Annotated in this window: 18 protein-coding genes; 9 read left to right on the top strand and 9 right to left on the bottom strand. The window is 62.2% G+C overall.

The window, feature by feature from the left end:
• Positions 1-221: hypothetical protein (locus tag ACDA63_RS19320; protein WP_373664933.1), on the top strand; the 221-nt coding region annotated here is incomplete at its 5' end.
• An 85-nt stretch (positions 222-306) separates the two neighbouring features.
• Here the strand turns inward: ACDA63_RS19320 and ACDA63_RS19315 are convergent.
• Entirely contained in the window at positions 307-1269 is a 963-nt protein-coding gene (locus ACDA63_RS19315; RefSeq protein ID WP_373664934.1) for an ABC transporter substrate-binding protein, read from the bottom strand.
• Between the two features lie 278 nt (positions 1270-1547).
• On the opposite strand from ACDA63_RS19315, the gene yjjJ reads away from it, so the two are divergent.
• Positions 1548-2852: a type II toxin-antitoxin system HipA family toxin YjjJ gene (gene yjjJ / locus ACDA63_RS19310; protein ID WP_373664932.1), complete on the top strand. Its 1305-nt coding sequence runs from the start codon at positions 1548-1550 to the stop codon at positions 2850-2852.
• Between the two features lie 114 nt (positions 2853-2966).
• Here the strand turns inward: yjjJ and ACDA63_RS19305 are convergent, their stop codons facing one another.
• Positions 2967-3935 (bottom strand): AraC family transcriptional regulator N-terminal domain-containing protein, encoded by a 969-nt coding sequence (locus ACDA63_RS19305; protein ID WP_373664931.1) that lies wholly within the window; start codon positions 3933-3935, stop codon positions 2967-2969.
• A 59-nt stretch (positions 3936-3994) separates the two neighbouring features.
• Between ACDA63_RS19305 and ACDA63_RS19300 the strand changes: the two genes are divergently transcribed.
• Complete coding sequence (locus ACDA63_RS19300; protein WP_373664930.1) at positions 3995-4774, top strand: SDR family NAD(P)-dependent oxidoreductase; 780 nt, start codon at positions 3995-3997, stop codon at positions 4772-4774.
• Positions 4775-4850: 76 nt separating this feature from the next.
• On the opposite strand, the gene ACDA63_RS19295 is transcribed toward ACDA63_RS19300, so the two are convergent.
• Positions 4851-5414: a TetR family transcriptional regulator gene (locus ACDA63_RS19295; RefSeq protein ID WP_373664929.1), complete on the bottom strand. Its 564-nt coding sequence runs from the start codon at positions 5412-5414 to the stop codon at positions 4851-4853.
• A 108-nt stretch (positions 5415-5522) separates the two neighbouring features.
• On the opposite strand from ACDA63_RS19295, the gene ACDA63_RS19290 reads away from it, so the two are divergent.
• Positions 5523-6410: an SDR family oxidoreductase gene (locus ACDA63_RS19290; protein WP_373664928.1), complete on the top strand. Its 888-nt coding sequence runs from the start codon at positions 5523-5525 to the stop codon at positions 6408-6410.
• 15 nt (positions 6411-6425) lie between these two features.
• Here the strand turns inward: ACDA63_RS19290 and ACDA63_RS19285 are convergent, their stop codons facing one another.
• Positions 6426-7334, bottom strand: a complete 909-nt coding sequence (locus ACDA63_RS19285) for an AraC family transcriptional regulator N-terminal domain-containing protein (RefSeq protein ID WP_373664927.1) — start codon at positions 7332-7334, stop codon at positions 6426-6428.
• Positions 7335-7556: 222 nt separating this feature from the next.
• Here ACDA63_RS19285 and ACDA63_RS19280 point away from each other — a divergent pair, with 222 nt between their 5' ends.
• Both ACDA63_RS19280 and ACDA63_RS19275 read left to right on the top strand, forming a co-directional pair.
• The gene (locus ACDA63_RS19280) at positions 7557-8312 is read left to right on the top strand and encodes an SDR family NAD(P)-dependent oxidoreductase (protein WP_373664926.1); all 756 of its coding nucleotides are present in this window, start codon (positions 7557-7559) and stop codon (positions 8310-8312) included.
• 64 nt (positions 8313-8376) lie between these two features.
• Entirely contained in the window at positions 8377-8550 is a 174-nt protein-coding gene (locus ACDA63_RS19275) for a hypothetical protein (RefSeq protein ID WP_373664925.1), read from the top strand.
• Positions 8551-8751: 201 nt separating this feature from the next.
• Here the strand turns inward: ACDA63_RS19275 and ACDA63_RS19270 are convergent, their stop codons facing one another.
• The 3 genes from ACDA63_RS19270 to ACDA63_RS19260 form a co-directional block, all read right to left on the bottom strand.
• Positions 8752-10512, bottom strand: a complete 1761-nt coding sequence (locus ACDA63_RS19270) for an ATP-binding protein (RefSeq protein ID WP_373664924.1) — start codon at positions 10510-10512, stop codon at positions 8752-8754.
• The gene (locus ACDA63_RS19265) at positions 10509-11549 is read right to left on the bottom strand and encodes an SIR2 family protein (protein WP_373664923.1); all 1041 of its coding nucleotides are present in this window, start codon (positions 11547-11549) and stop codon (positions 10509-10511) included. Before ACDA63_RS19265 ends, ACDA63_RS19270 begins: the two co-directional genes overlap by 4 nt.
• A 721-nt stretch (positions 11550-12270) precedes the next feature.
• Positions 12271-12795 carry a phospholipase D family protein gene (locus ACDA63_RS19260; protein WP_373664922.1) on the bottom strand — a complete coding sequence of 175 codons (525 nt, stop codon included), beginning with the start codon at positions 12793-12795 and terminating at the stop codon, positions 12271-12273.
• Positions 12796-13152: 357 nt separating this feature from the next.
• Between ACDA63_RS19260 and ACDA63_RS19255 the strand changes: the two genes are divergently transcribed.
• Both ACDA63_RS19255 and ACDA63_RS19250 read left to right on the top strand, forming a co-directional pair.
• Entirely contained in the window at positions 13153-13587 is a 435-nt protein-coding gene (locus tag ACDA63_RS19255) for a hypothetical protein (protein ID WP_373664921.1), read from the top strand.
• Between the two features lie 257 nt (positions 13588-13844).
• Positions 13845-14300, top strand: coding sequence for a hypothetical protein (locus ACDA63_RS19250; protein ID WP_373664920.1), 456 nt, complete (start codon positions 13845-13847; stop codon positions 14298-14300).
• Positions 14301-14462: 162 nt separating this feature from the next.
• On the opposite strand, the gene ACDA63_RS19245 is transcribed toward ACDA63_RS19250, so the two are convergent.
• The gene (locus tag ACDA63_RS19245) at positions 14463-15161 is read right to left on the bottom strand and encodes a hypothetical protein (RefSeq protein WP_373664919.1); all 699 of its coding nucleotides are present in this window, start codon (positions 15159-15161) and stop codon (positions 14463-14465) included.
• Complete coding sequence (locus ACDA63_RS19240) at positions 15133-15372, bottom strand: hypothetical protein (protein ID WP_373664918.1); 240 nt, start codon at positions 15370-15372, stop codon at positions 15133-15135. Before ACDA63_RS19240 ends, ACDA63_RS19245 begins: the two co-directional genes overlap by 29 nt.
• Positions 15373-15922: 550 nt before the next feature.
• Between ACDA63_RS19240 and ACDA63_RS19235 the strand changes: the two genes are divergently transcribed.
• On the top strand, positions 15923-21342 hold a 5420-nt coding region (locus ACDA63_RS19235), incomplete at its 3' end, for an ESPR-type extended signal peptide-containing protein (protein WP_373664917.1).

Raw genomic sequence — 21342 nt, 5'->3', positions numbered from 1 at the left:
CATCGACCACCACCACCGAGGTGCAGGACATCTTTGCCGCCGTGCTCGTCAAACAGCAGTCCAGCGCCAGCAATGCGCCGCTGATCAAGCTCGATCCCAATGACCCCGCCGTGTTCTGGAAGCCCGGCTACCCCTACACGCTGCTGCCGGTCGCCAACGCCACCGATCAGGCGGCGCTGCGCAACGCGGTCGTCACCAAGGCGGGGGCGGGCAAGCTGTAGATCCGCGCTGCGGCTGGCGCGCAAAACAAAGCCCGGTCCGAGGACCGGGCTTTTTCGTTTGGGGGAGGGCGCGCGCAAGCCCGGCCTAACGGATCACCTCGTCGGCGCCGTCGAGCACCGACGGGGGAATCTCCACGCCGATCTTGCGTGCCGATTGCAGATTGACGATGCGCTCGCGCCGGCTCAACGTGCTGACCGGCAGATCGCCCGGCTTCGCACCCTTGAGTATTCGATCGACATACGGGGGCAGAAGACGCCATGTATCCGCGACGTTTGTCCCGTAGGTGAGCACACCGGCCGCGTCGCGCATGCCGCCCGGGAACATGGCGGGCAGGCGATGCGCAATGGCCAGTTCGCCGATGCGCTTGCGATGCGCGAAGGACACCGGCACATCCAGGACCAGAAGCGCCTGCGCGCGCTCAGTCGTCATCGACGCGAAAGCCTGATCGAAATCCTCCGGCCCCCTGATCTTGAGCGTCATCGGCCGCAGGCCGGCGGCGCGGGCGGCTGCCTCATTGGCCCGCTCGATCGGCGCCAGGCCGCTCGCATCCGCACCGGGAATGGCCTGATCGCTCAGGATGGCCAACCGCTCGATGCCGGGGAGGGCCTGCTTCAGGAGCGCGATCTGGGCCTCGGCCTGATTCGGGTCGAGACTCGTGACGCCGGTGATGTTGCCCCCGGGGCGCGACATTGACTCCACCAAGCCAAGGGCCACCGGGTCCGTCACGATCGAGAACGCGATCGGAATGTTCGACGTGGCTTTCTGCGCGGCGCGCGCGGCCGGGCCGCCGAGTGCCACGATCACATTGACTGGCAGACTCACCAGCTCTGCCGCCAGCTCGGGTTGTCGTTCGATCTGTCCGCGTGCAAAACGCGGCTCCAGGACGATATCGCGCGCGTCGGTATAGCCGAGCCGCGCAAAATCCTGCGCGAAGCTCTGCATCAGCGGGTCGGTCGCCGGAGGGCCGCCGTTGATGAGAAAACCGATCCGGGGAACGCCGGCGCCTTGCTGGGCGCTGCCGACGCGTGGCACCAGACAAGCCAGCATGATCAAAAGACTCGTTCTGCGGTCCATCGCTGTCTCCAGTGATTGCCACGATCCAGCGTAGATGGCAGTCGTCACCCGCGCCAGACTATGGCCGCCAAAGGACAGGGCGCTCGGTGGCGCACAGGCCAAGGCGTCAACGGACGGCCGAAAGACAAATCCGCCAACCTGCTCGCCGCGCCCCGTGCCGACACGCATTGCGGCGCAAACGGCCGTGACGATTCACCCATGGCCGGCTACAATGCCTATTCATTTATCTATTCATATCGCTATTCACAACTGTGGCGCGCCATTCCGACCCCATCCGCCAGTTGCTCGGTCGCGGACCGATGACATCTCGCCAAATCGTTGAAAACACGGGCATTAGCCAGCCAACGGTTTCGCGCACGCTGGCCGGGCTGGGTGACGAAATCGTCCGCATCGGGGCCGGCGCCTCTATTCGTTACGCCCTGCGCGACACCACTCGCGGCTTCGCATCGGCGCCGATTTTCCGGGTGAGCGACCAAGGCCAGATCCGCGAACTCGGCGCACTCATCCCCGTCCGCCCGGACGGATTCGTCATGGTGCAGGCCGACGGCGTGACACTTCACAGCGACGGGCTGCCGTGGTGGCTCTTCGACATGCGGCCGCAGGGCTATCTCGGCCGCGCCTACGCATCGGCCCATGCCGCCGGTTTCGGCCTGCCGCCGAACCCCGAACACTGGAGCGATGCCGAATTCATCCGCGTGCTGCTCGCGCATGGACATGACGCCATCGGCAACCTGCTGATCGGCGGACTGGCGCGCGACCGCTTCATCGCAATGCCCGAGCCGCTCCCGGCGGACAGGGCCGCGCACTATCCAGCGCTCGCGCGTGCTTCCAGTTCTGGTGAGATTCCCGGCTCGTCGGCAGGCGGCGAGCAACCCAAGTTCTGCGCCTACACAGAGCGCGGTCACGTGCTGGTCAAGTTCACCGCCCCCGGCGACAACCCCGTCACCGAGCGATGGCGCGACCTGCTGCTCGCCGAGCATCTGGCGCTATCGGTGCTTGATGTCGAAACCGAGGTTTTCGATTTCGGCGGCCAGCGCTTCCTGGAAGTACCGCGATTCGACCGCGTCGGTCGGCTAGGGCGCGTTGCGGTGTTCTCCCTGCGCGCGCTCGACGCGGAATTCGTCGGCGACGTCTCGGCCCCCTGGCCGACCCTGGTGAGCCGCCTTGCCGCCGCCAACCACGTCCATGCGGACGCCATCACCGGCGCGGCGCTGCGGTGGGCATTCGGAACCCTCATCGGCAACAACGACATGCACGCGGGCAACCTGTCGTTCATCAGCCGTCACGGCCGCCCGTACCAACTCGCGCCGGCCTACGACGTCCTGCCCATGGGCTTCGCCCCCAGCCGCAGCGGTGCCATCGCGGACACGCTCCCGCCGGCTTCGCTAACTGCCGCCATCGATGGCGAAACCTGGCGCGAGGCGCTGCGTCTGGCGGAGACGTTCTTTGCCCGGGTCAGCGACCGTAACGACTTCTCCAGCAGCTTCGCGCCCTGCATCGCCGCCATGCGCAGGCACATCGACGAAGCCGCATCGCGCATTGCGCGCCTGGGATAGAAAAAACCACGCAAGCCGGGCGGCATCATACGTGCTGAAACGCCCGGCTTTTTGGGGTGAGTCGGGTACACGAAAGCACCGGCAACGATCGCACCGGGTTGGGCGGCTCGGCCGCTAGGCGTCTCGAACCTGCCCGAACTCAAGAATGTCCCGCTTGGGCGGCGCCCCGAACATCCGCACGTATTCCCGATTAAACTGCGAGGCGCTTTCGTAGCCGACACGGACCGCAGCGGACTGGACGTTGGCTTCACCCGCCGCCATCAGGCGCCGCGCCTCGAGCAGGCGGATCTGCTTCTGATACTGCAGCGGCGTGACCGACGTCAGCGCCTTGAACTTGTGATGGAACGCCGAGGGGCTCAGCTTGGCGAGCGCCGCGAGTTCTTCGATGGATATCGATTGCGCGAAGCGTTCGCGCAATACATGCATCGCCTCGACGACACCCTGGTGCCTGGGGCCGCCGACGATGATCTGCGCGATGCGCCCGCCGTGCGGCCCGCTCAGCAGCCAGAAGCAGATCTCCCGCATCAACAGCGGATACAGCACCGGAATCGCCTCGGGTGTGTCCAGCAGGCGAATCGCACGCAGGGCGCAGTCGATCAGCGCGTCGCCGAGCGGCATGACAAACGCGCTGTCACGGGCGGCGACGTCGGCCACAGGCGGCGACGGGAGTCCGGCGAGCACTTCGCGCATCGCCGCCTGATCCAGTTCGATCACCACGCTCAGGTACGGCAACGCCTTGCTGCCTTCCATCACCTGGCTCGATCCCGGCATTTCGAGGCTGACGACCATCGCCTGGCCGGCCCGGTATTCGAGCCTGCGGCTGCCGAAGGTGGTCCATTTGGCGCCCTGGACGACGATACACAATGCAGGTTTGTGTACCAGATGCGTCGGGTGCCGATCGGGCAGGGCGCGCAGCACGATCAGACCCTCCGCCTCGGTGTAGAACGGGCTCTCGCCCTGTTGCCGCGCGGTATAGCGGTTTATCGCGTCGACCAGGGCGGTCATCTGTGTGGCGTCGGAATTCATCGGGTGGAAGTTAGCCACAAAAGCAGGATCGGGCAATAAACAGGATGGTTTCGGCATAGGCACATCGGCCGCGCCAGCCTACGCTGCGGCTTTCCCCACTACTGACGAGAAAGACCATGGCCGACACCATCTACACGACTTCCAAAAACGCAATCGCCCTCGTGACCGGGGGCAGCCGGGGTCTCGGGCGCAGCACCGTCCTGCATCTGGCCAAGCGCGGCGTGCGCAGCATCTTCACGTATCACTCGAACCGCGCGGCAGCCGACGAGGTCGTAGCCGCCGTAGCCGCCGAGGGCGGCCGCGCCATCGCCTTGCCGCTCGATGCCGGCAAAGTGTCGACCTTCGACGCGTTCGTAGACACGCTGCGGGCAGCCCTGCGCGAACTCGGCACGGACCGGCTCGATTTTCTCGTCAACAACGCCGGCACCTCGCATCACGACGCGATCGCGCAGACGACCGAGGAGGCGCTGGACGCGCTCTACAACGTCCATTTCAAGGGCGTGTTCTTCCTGACGCAAAAGCTCCTGCCGATCCTGCGCGACGGCGGGCGCATCGTGAATATCTCGTCGGGACTCACGCGCTTCGCGCTTCCGAACAGCGCGCCCTATGCCTCCATGAAGGGCGCGGTAGAAGTCTTCACGCGCTATCTCGCCAAAGAACTCGGCGCGCGCGGCATCGCTGCGAACACAGTCGCGCCCGGAGCGATCCAGACCGACTTCAGCGGCGGCGTGGTACGCGACAATCCCGAACTCAACCGCTTCGTCGCGGACAATACAGCCCTCGGCCGCGCCGGGCTCCCGGACGACATCGGTCCGCTGATCGCATCGCTGCTGGCCGAGGACAATCGCTGGATCAACGGACAGCGCATCGAAGCTTCGGGCGGCATGTTCATCTAGAAAGACGCGGCCCGGCGCGCTCCACTGGACGGGCGGCGTGCCGGGCCACGTTTTCGGCCGCGCCGCCTGACGCCCTTCAACCGCGTCCCAGCAGCTCGCCCAGTTCGCGGTAGGCAAGATCGATTCGATCGCCGAGGCCGAGGCTGGGGTCCTCGAGCCAGCAAGACGTGGCGTGCGCAAACGCAGCCACACCGGCCCGTGCTGCAAGTGCGGCCTGCAGGTCCGGGACCCCCCGTGCCTTCAAGGCCTCGGCGAGCGCATCGGTCAGCGCGGCTATCTTCGCCAGTTCGCGCTCATGGAGCGCGGGCGTGCTGGAGATGATTTCGTGCCGGGGCCCAGAAAACGGCCGGTTGCCTTCGAGAAGCGATTGGACCGACCGGAAAGCCCGGAACAGCATGTCGAGCGCTCCGAGTCCGTCGGGCGCCTCGGCTATCGAGGCCGCCAGAGCCGCCTCCAGGCGGGACTCACCGTCGAACAGAACCTCGCGCTTGTCCGGGAAATAGCGGAAAAAGGTCCGTTCCGTGACGCCGGCTCGGGCCGCGATTTCTGCTGCTGTCGTCTGGTCGTAGCCGCGTTCGCGGAACAGCCCCAATGCAGCCTGCTGCAGCCGGACGCCCACATCGTCTCTACTGTTCGCCATGAATCCCACACCCATTGTCAGTCACTGACACAATGTATAGCATGTCAGTCACTGACATCGGCGGCCGACGCATTCTGCACGGGGCTGCCCAAGCTGGGGAGATTCGTCATGCATGTATTCCTTACCGGAGCGAGCGGCTGGATCGGTTCGATGATCGCGCGTGAATTGCTCGACGCGGGCCATTCCGTATTGGGCCTGGTGCGCTCGAAAGCGAAAGCCGAAGCGCTTGCCGCTGCCGGCGGTACGCCCTTGATGGGAACACTGGCCGACCTGGACGTACTTCGGCGCGGCGCATCGAATGCCGACGGCATCATTCACACGGCCTTCGGCGTCGACCTTTCGAGGTTCGCGGAGTTGGCCGACGAAGATCGACGTGCGATCGAAACCTTCGGCGAAGTTTTTTCCGGCTCTCGACGGCCAATCGTTGTGACGGACGGTTTCTTCCGCACCACCGGAGAAACCTTCACCGAAGCGGATCGTCCTCTGGTGCGGCCGGAACTTCCGCGTGCATCGGCCCAGACTGCATTCGCGCTGGCCGAGCATGGATTGCATGCCACCGTCGTGCGCAATCCGCGCTCGGTGCACGGAAAAGGCGAGACTCACGGGTTCGTGCCTTGGCTCGCGGGCGTGGCCCGTGCCAAAGGCGTCTCCGCCTACGTCGGCGACGGGCAAAATCGCTGGCCCAGTGTTCACCGGCTGGATGCTGCGCGCGTCTATCGTCTCGCGCTTGAACGGGGCGCCCGGAACGAGGCGTATCACGCCGTTGCGGAGGAGGGCGTGCCGTACCGCCAGATTGCCGAGGCCATCGGACGCCAGGTCGGCGTTCCCACGAAGTCGCTGACGCAGGAGCAAGCCAAACGGCATTTCGGCGATCTGGCGATGTTCGTGGAAAACGACGGCCCGGCTTCCAGCGCGTGGACGAGAAAAACGCTCGGGTGGGCGCCCAAGGAAGTCGGGATCGTGGAGGACATCGAGCAGCCAGACTACTCAGAATGAATTTGTCGACCGGCGTTAGCTGCACATTGGTTGCGCTGTTTCCATGGGGAGCGCGTCCTGGGCCGCATGGGATGCCGGGCCTCGTTCCCCGCTTCCGGCGCCGGCGCTGACAGCACTTCTGTTCGCATCCGTGTCTTTGCCGGGAGGCAGACCGAACATTCGCCGGTATTCACGCGTGAATTGCTGGACGCTTTCGTAGCCCACCGAATACGCCGCGGTGCTGGCCGACACGCCTTCCGACATCAACAGCCTGCGAGCCTCGATCAGGCGCAACTGCTTCTGAAACTGCAGCGGCGACAAAGAGGTCGCCGCACGAAAGTGCTGGTAGAACGACGACGTGCTCATGCCGGCCGTCGACGCCAACCGCTCGACCGGAAGCGGCTGCGTGAAGGCGCTGCGCAGCAAGGCAATCGCGCGCGCCACACGCTGGGTGTGATTGCCCTGCCAGCCGAGCTGGCGAATCGCCGAACCGTGCTTTCCGACCAGCAGCCAGTAGTGCATTTCACGCACGAGCTGCGCTTGCAGAACGGGCAGGGCGGAGGGACGTTCAATCAAACGCATCAGGCGCAGCGCCGCATCGACCACCTCGGCGTCGGACGGCTCAACCCGCACAGCCGTTCCGTGGGGCGCCGGCTCAAGCTTCATTTCAGCGGCGAGTTCCGCAATCGCAGCCAGGTCCAGGTCCAGCACCAGCGAAAAGTACGGTTCAGCGGCGCTGGCCCGCGTGATCTGGCTGGCCGTCGGTACGTCGGACGTAATCAACAGCGAATCGCCGGCGCTGAAGTCGAACGTATGCGCCCCCATCGCCACGCTCTTGCTTCCTTGCAGCACAAGGCACACGAGCGGCCGCGAGATCGCATAGTCGATCCCGCTCGGCTGCCTGGCCCGGATGACCGTCAGGCCCGGAATGGGCGTTCGCGCCACGCCGTTGGCGCCGGCATACGCCTCGGCGTAACGGCGTGCCGCGTCAAGCAGTGTATTTGTCATAGCTTCTCATCATTGTTCCTCCGGCCATCCTAGCGGCTTCCGGGCGACCGCCGACAGTGCCTCGGAGAAAAAGGCCAGGAACGCCGAGAATCAGGCAAAGGGGATCGGCGCGTCGCGCAACAGAATGGACGCCTGTTTTCCCCTCCACAGGAGTTAGCCATGAGCACGATTTCCCTCATCACCGGGTCCAGCCGAGGCCTCGGCCGCAATACCGCCCTGTCGATCGCCCGCAAAGGCGGCGACGTGATCGTCACCTACCAACGCCGCGAAGCCGAAGCCGCCGCCGTCGTCGCGCAGATCGAAAGCCTGGGCCGCAAGGCGGTTGCCCTGCAACTCGATGCCGGCAACGTATCCACTTTCCCGGCCTTCGCCGAGCGGCTGGGGAGTGCCCTGCGCCGGATCTGGCAGCGCGACAGCTTCGACCATCTGGTCAACAACGCCGGCCATGGCGACGTGGCGCCCATCGCCGAAATGAGCGAAGCGGCTTTCGACCAACTCGTCGACGTGCACTTCAAGGGCGTGTTCTTCCTCACTCAGAAGCTGCTGCCGCTGCTCGCCGACGGCGGCCGCATCATCAACCTTTCCACCGGCCTGACCCGCATCGCTGCGGAAGGGTGGTCGGCCTATGCCGCCGTCAAGGGAGCCGTCGAAGTACTCACCGTCTACATGGCCAAGGAACTGGGCCGGCGCGGGATCGCGGTCAACGCCGTGGCGCCGGGCGCCATCGAGACCGACTTCTTTGGCGGCGCCGTGCGCGACACGCCGGCGTTCAACCAGTTTTTCGCCGGCATGACCGCGCTGGGCCGCGTCGGCGTGGCTGACGACATCGGGCCGATGATCGCCAGCCTGTTGTCCGGGGACAATCGCTGGGTCAACGCGCAGCGCATCGAAGTGTCTGGCGGCCAGGGCATCTGATCCCAAGGATTCGCCACAGACTTGCCGCGTTCCGTGTCTCGTGAATCGCGGGGCGCGGCAGGTCGTGAAGGTGATGCTGCAAAAACCGGGGGGCGACCCGCATCTGGCGCTTTTGGTGCTCGGTGTCGAAACCGAGGTTTTTGGTTTCGGCGGCAGATTGTTATCGAAAGCGCTGAAGGATCACTGCCGACCCACTGCTGCCGATCGATTCGTTGGGCGCTCAATGGCGGGTATCTGAGTGGAGCGGCCACCCGGCGCGACCACTCATGGACAGCAATTCGGCCCAAGCGGTCGGTTGGAGTAGCAACAGAGAAGGTCCGCTCTAGGCTAGAGCCGGGCCTCCGCGGTCGGCGGAACGACGACCGAAGCGGCTAACACTGGCGCCCAGTAGGCACGCCAGCGTATCTATGAGCCGAAGCCAAATCGCGCCGCCGGTGCATCAAGCCGTCTTCGGTCGTGTTTGACTGCGTAGAGCCTCGACGGCAAGGTTGATGGCGGCGACATCGGACGCTTGTTTGCCCCATTCCTTCCAAAAATCGCGGGTTGCACTGTCGGGAGTGATCGCGGGCTTATCAAGCCGAATCCGGGATGGGAGAAGAACTGCATCACCGAGCATCAAGGCCTCACCAGTATCCAGAAGTGGCAGGACGCTGGTAAGACCTGCTAGGGAATCTGGCATCAAGCGCTTGATAACGGCCTGATCCGTGTCGTTAGTTAGGCGCAGTGAAAGGAAATTGTTGCACTGGCTCAGAATGGTCTTGCTCACATCCGAAGGGCGCTGACTTACCACCAACAGAGAGAAACCGTATTTCCGTCCTTCCTTGGCGATTCTCTCGAACGCACCAAGCGCTTGACGCTGAACAGCGTCGGCGTCCTCGCGGACGGGTAGGTATAGATGAGCCTCGTCACAAAGCAATGTGATTGGCGTCCGCTTTTCCGGGGTCATCCAGAACTGGACGTCGTAAAGCAGCCGGGCCAACGTACCGGTTACGACTGGCAGCACATCAGACGGCACTTCGGAAAAGTCGATTACCTTGATGCCATCACCATCACTAGACCCGAGCAATTGGGCAACTTGCGCCGCGAGCCAGCCATACGTATTTGCTTTGGCCGGAGGCGCGAACATGAAGCCATAGCGGCGATCATCCAACTTCGCTTCGAGGCGAGAGATGAACCGAGTCAGCTTGTCCTCCCATTCTCCCTTGATCGGTCCATTCTTCCCTTGGCCCTTGGTTGTGTTGTCGGTATCAAGCAGGGCGACGAGATCCTTAATCGGGTAGGGCACAGGAGAATCGACGGTAAACGTCTTGACGATCTCAGGCTTGTTCTCGGCCTCAAGAGTCTTTTGCTTCAGTGTTCTGACATGCAGGGTGAACCGAGAAGCTTGGTTTGGCGCGTTCTGATCACTGCGATCCAGAATCATAGAAAGCATTTCATCGCGATTCAGCAGCCAGTATGGGAGGAACAGCGCGTCGTCACTTGGGTTCTCAAGGTCACCGGGGCCAGCGATGCGCAGTCGTTTCGCAAAGCCGCCGTTCTTGGAATCCGCTAGAGGGGCGTATTCGCCGTGCATGTCAAACACGATGATGTTTGGAAATTTGAGTTTGGCTGCCCGCTCTAGAATTAGCGCGACGGCATAGCTCTTACCGGAGCCCGTACTGCCAAGAATCGCTGCGTGACGTTGAAAAAACTTGTCGCCACTGACAATGGCCTCCGCACTCTTGTCCGCGACAAACATACCCAGCTTCAGGCGCTCGTTTTCGGGGAAATCTGCTCCGAGGATGCCCATGAAGCGTTGGAGGTTGGCAGCATCGACAACGTAGCACTGGCGGTCTATTTGGGGGAAGCTGTCAGCGCCACGTTTGAAGGTATTCTTCTTGTCGCCATCAACAGTTCGGAAGGTGCCGATCAAGGCTCCGCGCACGAGGTCTGTCGGCACAGAGACGAGTTCTGAGTCTTCGCCATCTTCCGGTAGCTCAGCTGCAAGTTCGTCTCTCATGCTTCTGGTGACACGCTCGGTCACCGCAATGAGGTACTCACGTTCCGTGCTTCCACGCACAGCGATCAGATTTCCAATACCGATGCGAGTGAGCAGCACGGAGTTCGAGACATCGATGCTTACGCGACTTGTGTCCACCGCAGCAACTCTGCCAAGAAGTTCGGCCTCCGTGAATTGCAGCGCGGCAGGGGTGTCGTTCATGGTTCAAGAACCTCGTCAATGAATGAGTTCACATCCCAGAGGGCTAGCCCCGGAATGAACTGTTGGGCTTTATTAAATGTCAGCCGAGTGCCAGCGACGCCAGCCTCTTCGTGATGTTCTAGGGCGGTAACATTCGCATTGGCTAGTGCAATTGCAGCGGCGTTCGGAGTGAGCATTCGCGACAGCATAAGCGTCGGCTTTCCGCCTTTGATAGCTGGAGAAAGGTGTGTCTCTAGGTGATCGTCGTTGAATCCATAGCCAAGGAATAAGAATCGACTGGCTCGGTCGATTGCGTCGTTGGCCTTGGCCCGGTGATGATCGAACGGGCTTTCGTAGCCATTGCGAAACTTGTTCTGTCCGGGAGTGATAATCAAACGCGCCGCACCGACGAGGTCGCCTGCATAGCAAACTGGCTGGCCACCTCGAAGATACCAATCAAGACTGCCGTGCGGTTTGCAAATCAATGCCCGAGGACTGTAGCGATAGGTGACATTCGGCTTCTTGAAAGTGACGTTGCGGCAGAAGCTTAGCTTGCTTTCGCGCTCATTGAGGGAGCCGGCGAATCGGCCAACAAACATCGTGTCGGCCCCGATCCCCGCTTCTTCAACCGCTACCTCGATCAGACGGTCGTAGTTCGTTGTCACGATGGGCAGGCCAGACGATGGCTTCAGCATGTGACCGAGCAATCGAGTCAGCCGCAGTTGCCGCGCGCCATTGAAAACCGAGGTAATGACGAGCCGCTCTCGCTCGGCGAGCATCGAGCCCGTCGCGGTGGATATGACTGACTCCAGTGCCGCCGTAGGCGCTTCTTCTTGCAGCGCGCCTTCCAATCCCTTCGTCATGATGAGCGGGACTATGTTTTCCCACGCCGCCAGATCCGCCGCATCAAGTCCGTCGCCAATGGTGGTGCGTAGGTGATCCGCGAGCTCATCCATCCCGGGCAATCCTTCAGCACAGGAAAGGCCTGACCCGATGACGGTAACTAATCCGTCGCTAAAGTGGCCTTGCAGGTGTTTCTTGATTTCGTCCAGTGTCATGAGCCGCACTATAAACTGAAGATACTCATCAGACATACGCCTTCCCACAGAGTGATGGCCGCTATTGCTACTCGGCGATCGCTCATGAAATGGGGCTTCACTGTCCGCTTTGGCCGAATTGCGCGCCTACGCTATCCAGCAGATTTCTGAGCTGAGCGGTCTTTTGAGCGTCTGCTATTCGGCCCGGGCAACCTTCCGGTCCTGGCCGCAACCAGCCATCAATGCCCGCAGCATATTGACTAAATTCGCACGCCATCACGCCCATTAGGGCAAGTTCCGCTTTTATCGTGCAACGGGTTGATTCAAGGCAGTCCGCATCCGGGGATCGTCATCTCGACCGGGTGAGGCGCCCCGTTGTAGAGCGACCCCGCGCAGGCCAAGTGGGTCCCCCGCGAAAACTGGTTCGCCGCACCCGCCGACGAGCCCCCGCGCAGGGCAGACCCATGACGGCTGGACGGTCCGCGCACTGCCCAAGCAAAGTGTCAGCTTCTGGGCGGCGACCGGCGCGACGACAAGCGCCTTGTCGTCTGCCGACAGCCTTGAGCAAGCAGAACCGTTATTAATGGTTGTTGCCGTAGTCGTTAATAACGGTCTGTGTCGTTAAAGGTTCTGTCCCGGCAGCGTCCGTTCTCAGCAGCAGCATGAGCCGCACGCGACTGGGGGTTGAACGTCGCGGGTGTGCTGCGCGCCCAAGGTTACGCGCAGCGCGCGGAGCCTGCCATCAACGTGGGGAGTAGGGCGTGCCCAGATCCCAGCGCGACTGCCAATGCGCAACGTACTGGCGCGTCACATCGGGCGCGCCCGCAATCACCACAACATTCTCTGAATTGGCTGTCTCGGCCGACACGGCAAAGTTGAATGATCCCGTCTCGACCGTATCGCCGTCCACGATGATCGTTTTGTCATGGTGGATGTGGAAGTGACTATTGGTCCGCAATTCCACGCCGTTGCTCGTCACAAAATCCATGGCCGCCTTGCTCGTGCGGCCCTGGTTCCGTTTTTTATCGACCACCACGCGCACGTCGACACCGCGCTTTTTCGCGTCGACCAGCGCCTGCATGATGTCCGGCGCCTGGAACGCATAGGCCAGCATCTGGATGCTGTGTCGAGCGCCACCTATCGTTTCCAGAACCAGCTTTCGCGCCGACCCTTCGGGCGAAAAACCCACCTGAATACTGGGCTCGGCATGCACAAGAGGCATTACGCCGAGCAAAGCCGCCAGCACGGCCAATCGGACTGTCTTCACGCTTCGACTTCTCTCCAGGCAATAACAACGAACGCTTTTACCACACGCCCGCCTTGCGGTAGTGGCGTAGCGATCGTTGCGGAAGGGGCTAAGTGTGCAGGTGAAACGACTTGTTTTGGATACTCGCGTGGAGAAATTTCCGCGAGACGGGTAATCGCCAGCCCGCCGTTACACCCTAAACAATCACCGGATGACACCCACAACAATGCCCCCATTGACGTATCCGCGTCGCCCGGAAAGGAGCGAGCGCATACGCTGCACGCCCCCGGCAGGCGCTAGCCATGGCTTTGCATGCCCGCTAGCGTTATTGACGGTCGTTAGAATGGCAGGGCCGTCCACTAACAGTTAGGCATCTTTATGGTTTCGCTATCTGTTGCAGCTTCAGACTACCAATCCATCACAATCGAGGTTCACTCCTACGAGCGCGGCGTCACTGGTGATTACTACGATGACAATTGGCTTAACGTTATTGTGAGTATCAAGGCCGGTGGATTTTCAGGTCACTTTCCCACGTCCTTCCTCACTGAGGACTTTTTTTCCTTTCACGAAGAAGTAAGTGCCCTTTATGAAACGCTCAAAGGGTCGGCCACATTTTCAACGATGGAAGAACAACTATCGCTCTCCCTGGTCGGAAATGGGCGTGGCGGCATTAAACTAACTGCCGTTGCGGTCGATGAAGTAGGCATCGGCAATCAGTTGAAATTTGCTTTTCCCATTGATCAGACGCACCTTCGTTCGCTACTGCACGATCTCAAAGAGGTCCAAGCTGCATTCCCTGTTCGCAGCAACTAACCGCGACTTCCTGCAAGCCGCGTTTGTGCGCCCCTTTCGAGGCCGCGCCCTCCGACGGCCCGTTGCGTCGAACCTTCCTGAACGTCCGCTTCCGCAAGCTGGTAGCTACCGCTCAGGGTCGAAAACGAACATTTCGACTTAACTGGCGGACGCAAATTTGGAACTTCGCATAGGCAGCAACCCATTGATTGCACCCAATTAAGTTGCTTCGTGGCAACGTAATATTCCGACTTTCGCGCACTGCAAAAGCGTTGCCCATGCAGCAGATTACAGTCACGTTCACGCGACTTTTTGATGTCGTCAGATTCGATCCCCCGTTTCTATCCAGGGATCGCGTAAGAACTGCCTTCGGTTTCGAGGACCGCACGGGCAAACACTACGGAATTTGTGTTCCTGGTCTGCCGCGCTTGGAGCCGGGAATGAAAGTGATCGCGCTTCTTGAGCGCGAGAACGATTGGAGTTCGTTGCGCGGATGGCTCGATCTCGAAACCGGCGCGCTTGTTGGCATCGACCCCGCAGAGTTTCCGCTCATCATCTTCATGGGGCTTATCGGCATAGTGAGCTTGGTAACGTTCCCGCTTACACATAGTTGGCCTCACGCGCTGATTGCCGTTCCGGGTTTGATGTGGTGCGTGTACGCATTGCGGCGTGAGCTCGCGTTACGCCGTGCCCTTCGAGCGCTCCTCACACAGACCACGAGCGTTCGCAGGTGACGCTTATCCTGCGATCCTCATCGATGTGGCCGGATCAATCGGCCGAGCAACGCAGCCTCGCTCGCCTTCGCCCATCGCAGTTGTCTTTGCACTCGGACCAATGCTCGCCAGATCGTCGCCACCCCCGCAACCCCGCAGGCGCGTGCCGGCAGGGTGGGGCGGTCAGCGTTGGAGCAGCACGGGGATCGGGTCGGCTGAACTGGTTGAGGCGCGCTTGACCAGCAGCTTTTCCAGCGGGGCGTCTTCGATGGTGGCGGTCTTCAGCGCAGGGAACGACTGGATGAACAACGGCACGTCATGGGCGAACGCGTCGGTGATCGCCACGCGCATCGTCCCGCGCGTCAGGCCCGTCACCCCGTTGGGAATATTCGGAATGCCGCCCATGCTGCTGTTCTGATCGTCGCCCGAAGTCTTATCCACGTTGCGCAGATCAAAGTGCCCCAGGTAGCGCACCTGGCCGGCCGTCACGGTAAAGGGCGCCTCCACGCCAAAGCTCATCTGGCCCGGCCCGAGCATGGGCGGGGGCAGGGTGCGGGCGACCAGGGTGGACAGCAGCTGCGCGCCGGCGGGCAGGCGCATCACCAGCAGGAACGACTCCGCCGTGGCGCCCTTGGCACTGGCCACGCGCATCGTCTGCGGCGTACCGGTGGCCGGGTCGCGCACGTCGACGCCAAAACTGTCGAACGGAAACTTCGGCGCCCGCTCGTTATGGATGTCCACCGCCATCAGCACCAGCCCCTCGTTGCGCGAAATCGGCAGGGGATGACCTTCGCGCAGGTCGAACGACGCGCAGCCACCCAACAGGGCAAACGTCGCCAGAATCAGAAGCCCCTTACAGGTGACCGGAAATTTCTTCAGCATAAGAACTCACCTCAACAAAAAGAATGCGCGGCGTATTACTGCGCATTCCCTCGCGCGGCAGGTTGAGGTCTGTCAGAGGTCGCCTTGTTACGGGCTCAGGCGATTCCGCCTCGCGCGCTGCGTGGGGCGTGGCGTGTTCTTGTCTGCCGCGATGGGCTTCGTCACCGGCGCCCGCCATGCCCGACGCGCCAACCGTGGAGGAGTCGGCCATGAATGAGGCCACGGACGGGTTGCGCACGGGCCATCAATCGGCCGCCGCATGTCGAATGGCGCGCGTGGATTTCCGCCACCGTGCCGCCTGCCGCGTGTGCGCGGCGCCGCACGCCACGTGTCAAAAGCGCCGCTCACCCTGATGCAGATTCGCGGGAACTTCGTCGTTATGCCATTGACAGGCTGAGCACGACTTTTTTCACTCAGTCTTCACCATTTGCATCAATTGGCGACGGCCAACGGCATTTCAACTGACGCGCTGAGGGAGTCATCCGAGGCCCGGAATTCACACGTTCTCACAATGACATGTAAATAAACGCTTAACCAATTTTTGCGTACCGCACGCATCCAACTGATGCAAATCAGTTTGCGGGTTGCATTGCGACCAAGCTCAGATCGCGGCGACGTTGACCTCAGATCGGAACATCCAATTCCGATTCCGCCGAAAGACCCCCATCCCTAGCATCGCGCTGGCAAATGAAAGCTGGCATACAAGCGCTCCACCCTGAGCCGTGTCAGCGCGACAAATTCAACTAGGAAATGGTGGAAGCATGAACAAGGCATATCGCGTTATCTGGAACGCGTGCACACAGACATGGACGGCGGTGTCCGAAACCGCCACCAGTCGCACAAAGGGCGGCGGTCGCAGCAAGAGCGCCAGGGCAGTGATCAGCGCGCTGAGCGCGTGGGCCGCGATGGCGGGCTCGCCGGTCGAGGCGGCGTTCTCGGGGGGCACAGGGGCGAGCGCAACCAATAACGGTTCGGTTGCCATTGGTGATTCGTCCTATTCGAGCGGGCAAAATGCCAACGCCATCGGTTACCTCGCCACGGCGACGGGGCTCAACTCAACGGCCATTGGCACGGGTTCCGACGCACTCGCGGCGCGTGCTGTTGCGCTTGGCGTAGACGCCACTGCCGCGACCACCGACTCCATCGCTGTGGGTTCGACCGCGAAAGCAACCGGCACGAGCGCCATCGCGATTGGTCTTAGCGCTGTGACAAGCGGGCAGAACGCAATTTCAGTAGGCACCTCCACCAACGCCTCTGGCGGTTCCGCGATAGTGATGGGTGCCACTGCGGCCGCATCCACTGCGGGCTCGCTCGCCATTGGTGTTAGGGCAACCGCTCAGACCGGCTCGGATTCAATTGCTTTGGGTACAGAAGTCCTGGCCTCAGGAACGTACGCGACGGCGTTGAGTGCGCGCGCGTCAGCGACTGCCGACAACACGCTTGCCATTGGCGCCTATGCCAGGGCGAGCTCCGCGCAAGCCATGGCCCTGGGACGCCTGTCGAGTGCTGCGGGCGAGGCCAGTATCGCCATGGGCGCAACGGCAGTTTCCTCTGGCTCGGCGTCCATTGCCCTCGGCAATCTTGCAACGGCAACTATCGTCAATGCTGTGGCGTTGGGTAAGGGCGCTTCAGCTCTCAGCGACAGCGCTGTGGCCCTGGGCGCAAACAGCAAGGTCGCCACGGCCTTGTCAGGCATTGCTATTGGTACAGGTGCCAATGTCTCGGCGGACTATGGCACTGCACTAGGCGATACGACCACCGCGAGTGGCCTGCACGGCGTTGCGCTCGGCCATGCAAGCTGGGCGACGGGAGATCAGTCGCTGGCCGTTGGCGAGGTTGCAAGAGCGAGCGGCAAACACAGTATTGCTTCGGGTAGTTCAGCTTATGCCAGTGGTGCGGAGTCGACTGCATTGGGTCGCGCGGCCTCGGTAACAGGTGCTAGCTCCATTGCACTGGGCTCGTCTTCCAACGCGAGCGGTGACTACACCATCGCGCAGGGGCATAAGGCCAATGCGGCAGCGATGCAGACCGTCGCCATCGGCGTCCAGGCGACAAGCCTTGGCAGCAACTCGGTTGCGGTGGGTTATTTGTCGAAAGTGGATGCAACAGCGACCGGTGCGGTGGCAATTGGCGCCATCGCGAGCGCAGCGCAAAACTACACTGTGGCAGTTGGTCACAAGGCCAATGCTGGCGGCATACATTCTATCGGCGTGGGTCACAACGCCAGCGCAATGGGGGGGGCGTCGATTGCGATCGGCGAAGTGACGACCGCTACGGGAGCAAACGCGATTGTATTGGGCGGCTATGCTACGGCTACCGGTGACTACGCCATGGCCTTCGGTCGTAGTTCTTCTGCAACGGCCGATAAGGCGATCGCCTTAGGTCAGGCGGCCAAGGCTACTGGGACGGGTAGTGTGGTGGTGGGACAGGGCGCCAATGCCTCGGCAGCAGATGCCGTTGCCCTAGGCACTGGTAGCGTCGCCAACGGCGTAAGCGGTACGGGCTACGGTTACAAGGGCACCACGCCTGCCGGCGCGCCTACCGCATGGTCGGAAATGTCTGTGGGTGCAGCGGGCAAGGAACGCCGCATCACTAACGTGTCGGCCGGTCGCAATGACACCGACGCCGTCAACGTCAGCCAGCTCAAGCTCACCGACACCGCTGTCAGCAGCATCGACACGCGCGTGTCGACCCTGGAAGGCGGCTGGAGCATGCAGGCCAATGGCGGCACCAAGGACGCCATCAAGTCGGGCGAAACGCTCAACGTCGCCAACGGCACCAATACCAGCGTTGACTACAACGCCGCCACCAACGAGTTGAAGGTCAACGTCGTCGACGCTCCGACCTTTGCCGGCAAGGTCACGGCCAACGGCTTTGATGCCAGCGGTCAGAAGATCACCAACGTCGCCGACGGTACGGCCGCGACCGACGCGGTCAACTACGGCCAACTGACTTCGGTCGACAACAAGGTCAGCACGCTCGACGGCAAGGTGAGCAACCTCGACACGCGCGTGTCGGGTGTTGAAACCGGCGTGAGCACGCTGAACACCGCTGTCGGTTCGCTGGACACCCGTGTGTCCGGTGTTGAAACAGGCATCGGCACGTTGAACACCAACGTCGCTTCGCTCACTACCAATGTTGCTTCGCTCGACACCAAGGTGGGCAGCATCGACGGTCGCGTGACCACGCTGGAAGGCGGCTGGAACGTACAGGCCAACGGCGGCACGCCAGATGCCATCAAGGCCGGCGATACGCTGAACATCGCCAATGGCACCAACACCACCGTTGACTACAACGCCGCCACCAACGAGTTGAAGGTCAGCGTCGTCGACGCTCCGACCTTCGCCGGCAAGGTCACGGCCAACGGCTTCGATGCCAGCGGTCAGAAGATCGAGAACGTGAAGGCCGGCACGGCCGACGGGGACGCGGTCAACTTCGCGCAACTGACTTCGGTCGATAACAAGGTCAGCACGCTCGATGGCAAGGTCGGTAGCATCGACACCAAGGTCGGCAGCATCGATGGCCGTGTTTCCGACGTGGAAACCGCCGTCGGCACGATCGACACCGCCATCGGCACGCTCAATACGAACGTCGCCTCGCTCGATACCAAGGTGGGCAGCGTCGACACCCGCGTGACCACGCTGGAAGGCGGCTGGAACGTGCAGGCCAACGGTGGCACGAAGGACGCGATCAAGGCCGGCGATACGCTCAACATCGCCAACGGCACCAACACCGCAGTTGACTACAACGCCGCCACCAACGAGTTGAAGGTCAACGTCGTCGACGCTCCGACCTTTGCCGGCAAGGCCACGGCCAACGGCTTCGATGCCAGCGGTCAGAAGATCGAGAACGTGAAGGCCGGTACGGCCGACACGGACGCGGTCAACTTCGCGCAACTGACTTCGGTCGACAACAAGGTCAGCACGCTCGACGGCAAGGTGAGCAACCTCGACACGCGCGTCTCGGGCGTTGAAACCGGCGTGAGCACGCTGAATACCGCTGTCGGTTCGCTGACGACGCAAGTTGGCTCGCTCGACACCAAGGTCGGCTCTATCGACACCCGTGTCTCCGGTGTGGAAACCAGCGTCGGTACGTTGAACACCAACGTCGCTTCGCTCACCACCAATGTTGCTTCGCTCGACACCAAGGTCGGCAGCATCGACGGCCGCGTGACCACGCTGGAAGGCGGCTGGAACGTGCAGGCCAACGGTGGCACGAAGGACGCGATCAAGGCGGGCGACACGCTCAACATCGCCAATGGCACCAACACCACCGTTGACTACAACGCCGCCACCAACGAGTTGAAGGTCAGCGTCGTCGACGCTCCGACCTTTGCCGGCAAGGTTACGGCCAACGGCTTTGACGCCAGCGGTCAGAAGATCGAGAACGTGAAGGCCGGTACGGCCGACACGGACGCGGTCAACTTTGCGCAACTGACTTCGGTCGATAACAAGGTCAGCACGCTCGACGGCAAGGTGAGCAACCTCGACACGCGCGTGTCGGGTGTTGAAACCGGCGTCAGCACGCTGAACACCAACGTCGCCTCGCTCGACACCAAGGTGGGTTCGCTCGATACGCGTGTCTCTGGCGTCGAAACCGGCGTGAGCACGTTGAACACCAACGTCGCTTCGCTCACCACCAATGTTGCTTCGCTCGACACCAAGGTCGGCAGCATCGACGGCCGCGTGACCACGCTGGAAGGCGGCTGGAACGTGCAGGCCAACGGCGGCACGAAGGACGCCATCAAGGCGGGCGACACGCTCAACATCGCCAATGGCACCAACACCACCGTTGACTACAACGCCGCCACCAACGAACTGAAGGTCAACGTCGTCGACGCTCCGACCTTTGCCGGCAAGGTCACGGCCAACGGCTTCGATGCCAGCGGTCAGAAGATCGAGAACGTGAAGGCCGGTACGGCCGACGGGGACGCGGTCAACTTCGCGCAACTGACTTCGGTCGATAACAAGGTCAGCACGCTCGACGGCAAGGTGAGCAACCTCGACACGCGCGTGTCGGGTGTTGAAACCGGCGTCAGCACGCTGAACACCAACGTCGCCTCGCTCGACACCAAGGTGGGTTCGCTCGATACGCGTGTCTCTGGCGTTGAAACCGGCGTGAGCACGCTGAACACCGCTGTCGGTTCGCTGGACACCCGTGTGTCCGGTGTTGAAACAGGCATCAGCACGTTGAACACCAACGTCGCTTCGCTCACTACCAATGTTGCTTCGCTCGACACCAAGGTGGGCAGCATCGACGGCCGCGTGACTACGCTGGAAGGCGGCTGGAACGTCCAGGCCAACGGTGGCACGCCAGATGCCATCAAGGCCGGCGATACGCTCAACATCGCCAACGGCACCAACACCACCGTTGACTACAACGCTGCCACCAACGAACTGAAGGTCAGCGTCGTCGACGCTCCGACCTTCGCCGGCAAGGTCACGGCCAACGGCTTCGATGCCAGCGGTCAGAAGATCGAGAACGTGAAGGCCGGCACGGCCGACGGGGACGCGGTCAACTTCGCGCAACTGACCTCGGTCGATAACAAGGTCAGCACGCTCGACGGCAAGGTGAGCAACCTCGACACGCGCGTGTCGGGCGTTGAAACCGGCGTGAGCACGCTGAACACCAACGTCGCTTCGCTCGACACCAAGGTGGGTTCGCTCGATACGCGTGTCTCTGGCGTCGAAACCGGCGTGAGCACGTTGAACACCAACGTCGCTTCGCTCACCACCAATGTTGCTTCGCTCGACACCAAGGTCGGCAGCATCGACGGCCGCGTGACCACGCTGGAAGGCGGCTGGAACGTCCAGGCCAACGGTGGCACGCCAGATGCCATCAAGGCCGGCGATACGCTCAACATCGCCAACGGCACCAACACCACCGTTGACTACAACGCCGCCACCAACGAGTTGAAGGTCAGCGTCGTCGACGCTCCGACCTTCGCCGGCAAGGTCACGGCCAACGGCTTCGATGCCAGCGGTCAGAAGATCGAGAACGTGAAGGCCGGCACTGCCGACGGGGACGCGGTCAACTTCGCGCAACTGACTTCGGTCGACAACAAGGTCAGCACGCTCGACGGCAAGGTGAGCAACCTCGACACGCGCGTGTCGGGTGTTGAAACTGGCGTCAGCACGTTGAACACCAACGTCGCGTCGCTGGATGGTCGTGTATCCGGGGT

The sequence above is a fragment of the Uliginosibacterium sp. sgz301328 genome (assembly GCF_041807905.1).
GTDB lineage: Bacteria > Pseudomonadota > Gammaproteobacteria > Burkholderiales > Rhodocyclaceae > JBGVSA01.
This window is presented reverse-complemented; position numbering and strand designations above follow the sequence as displayed.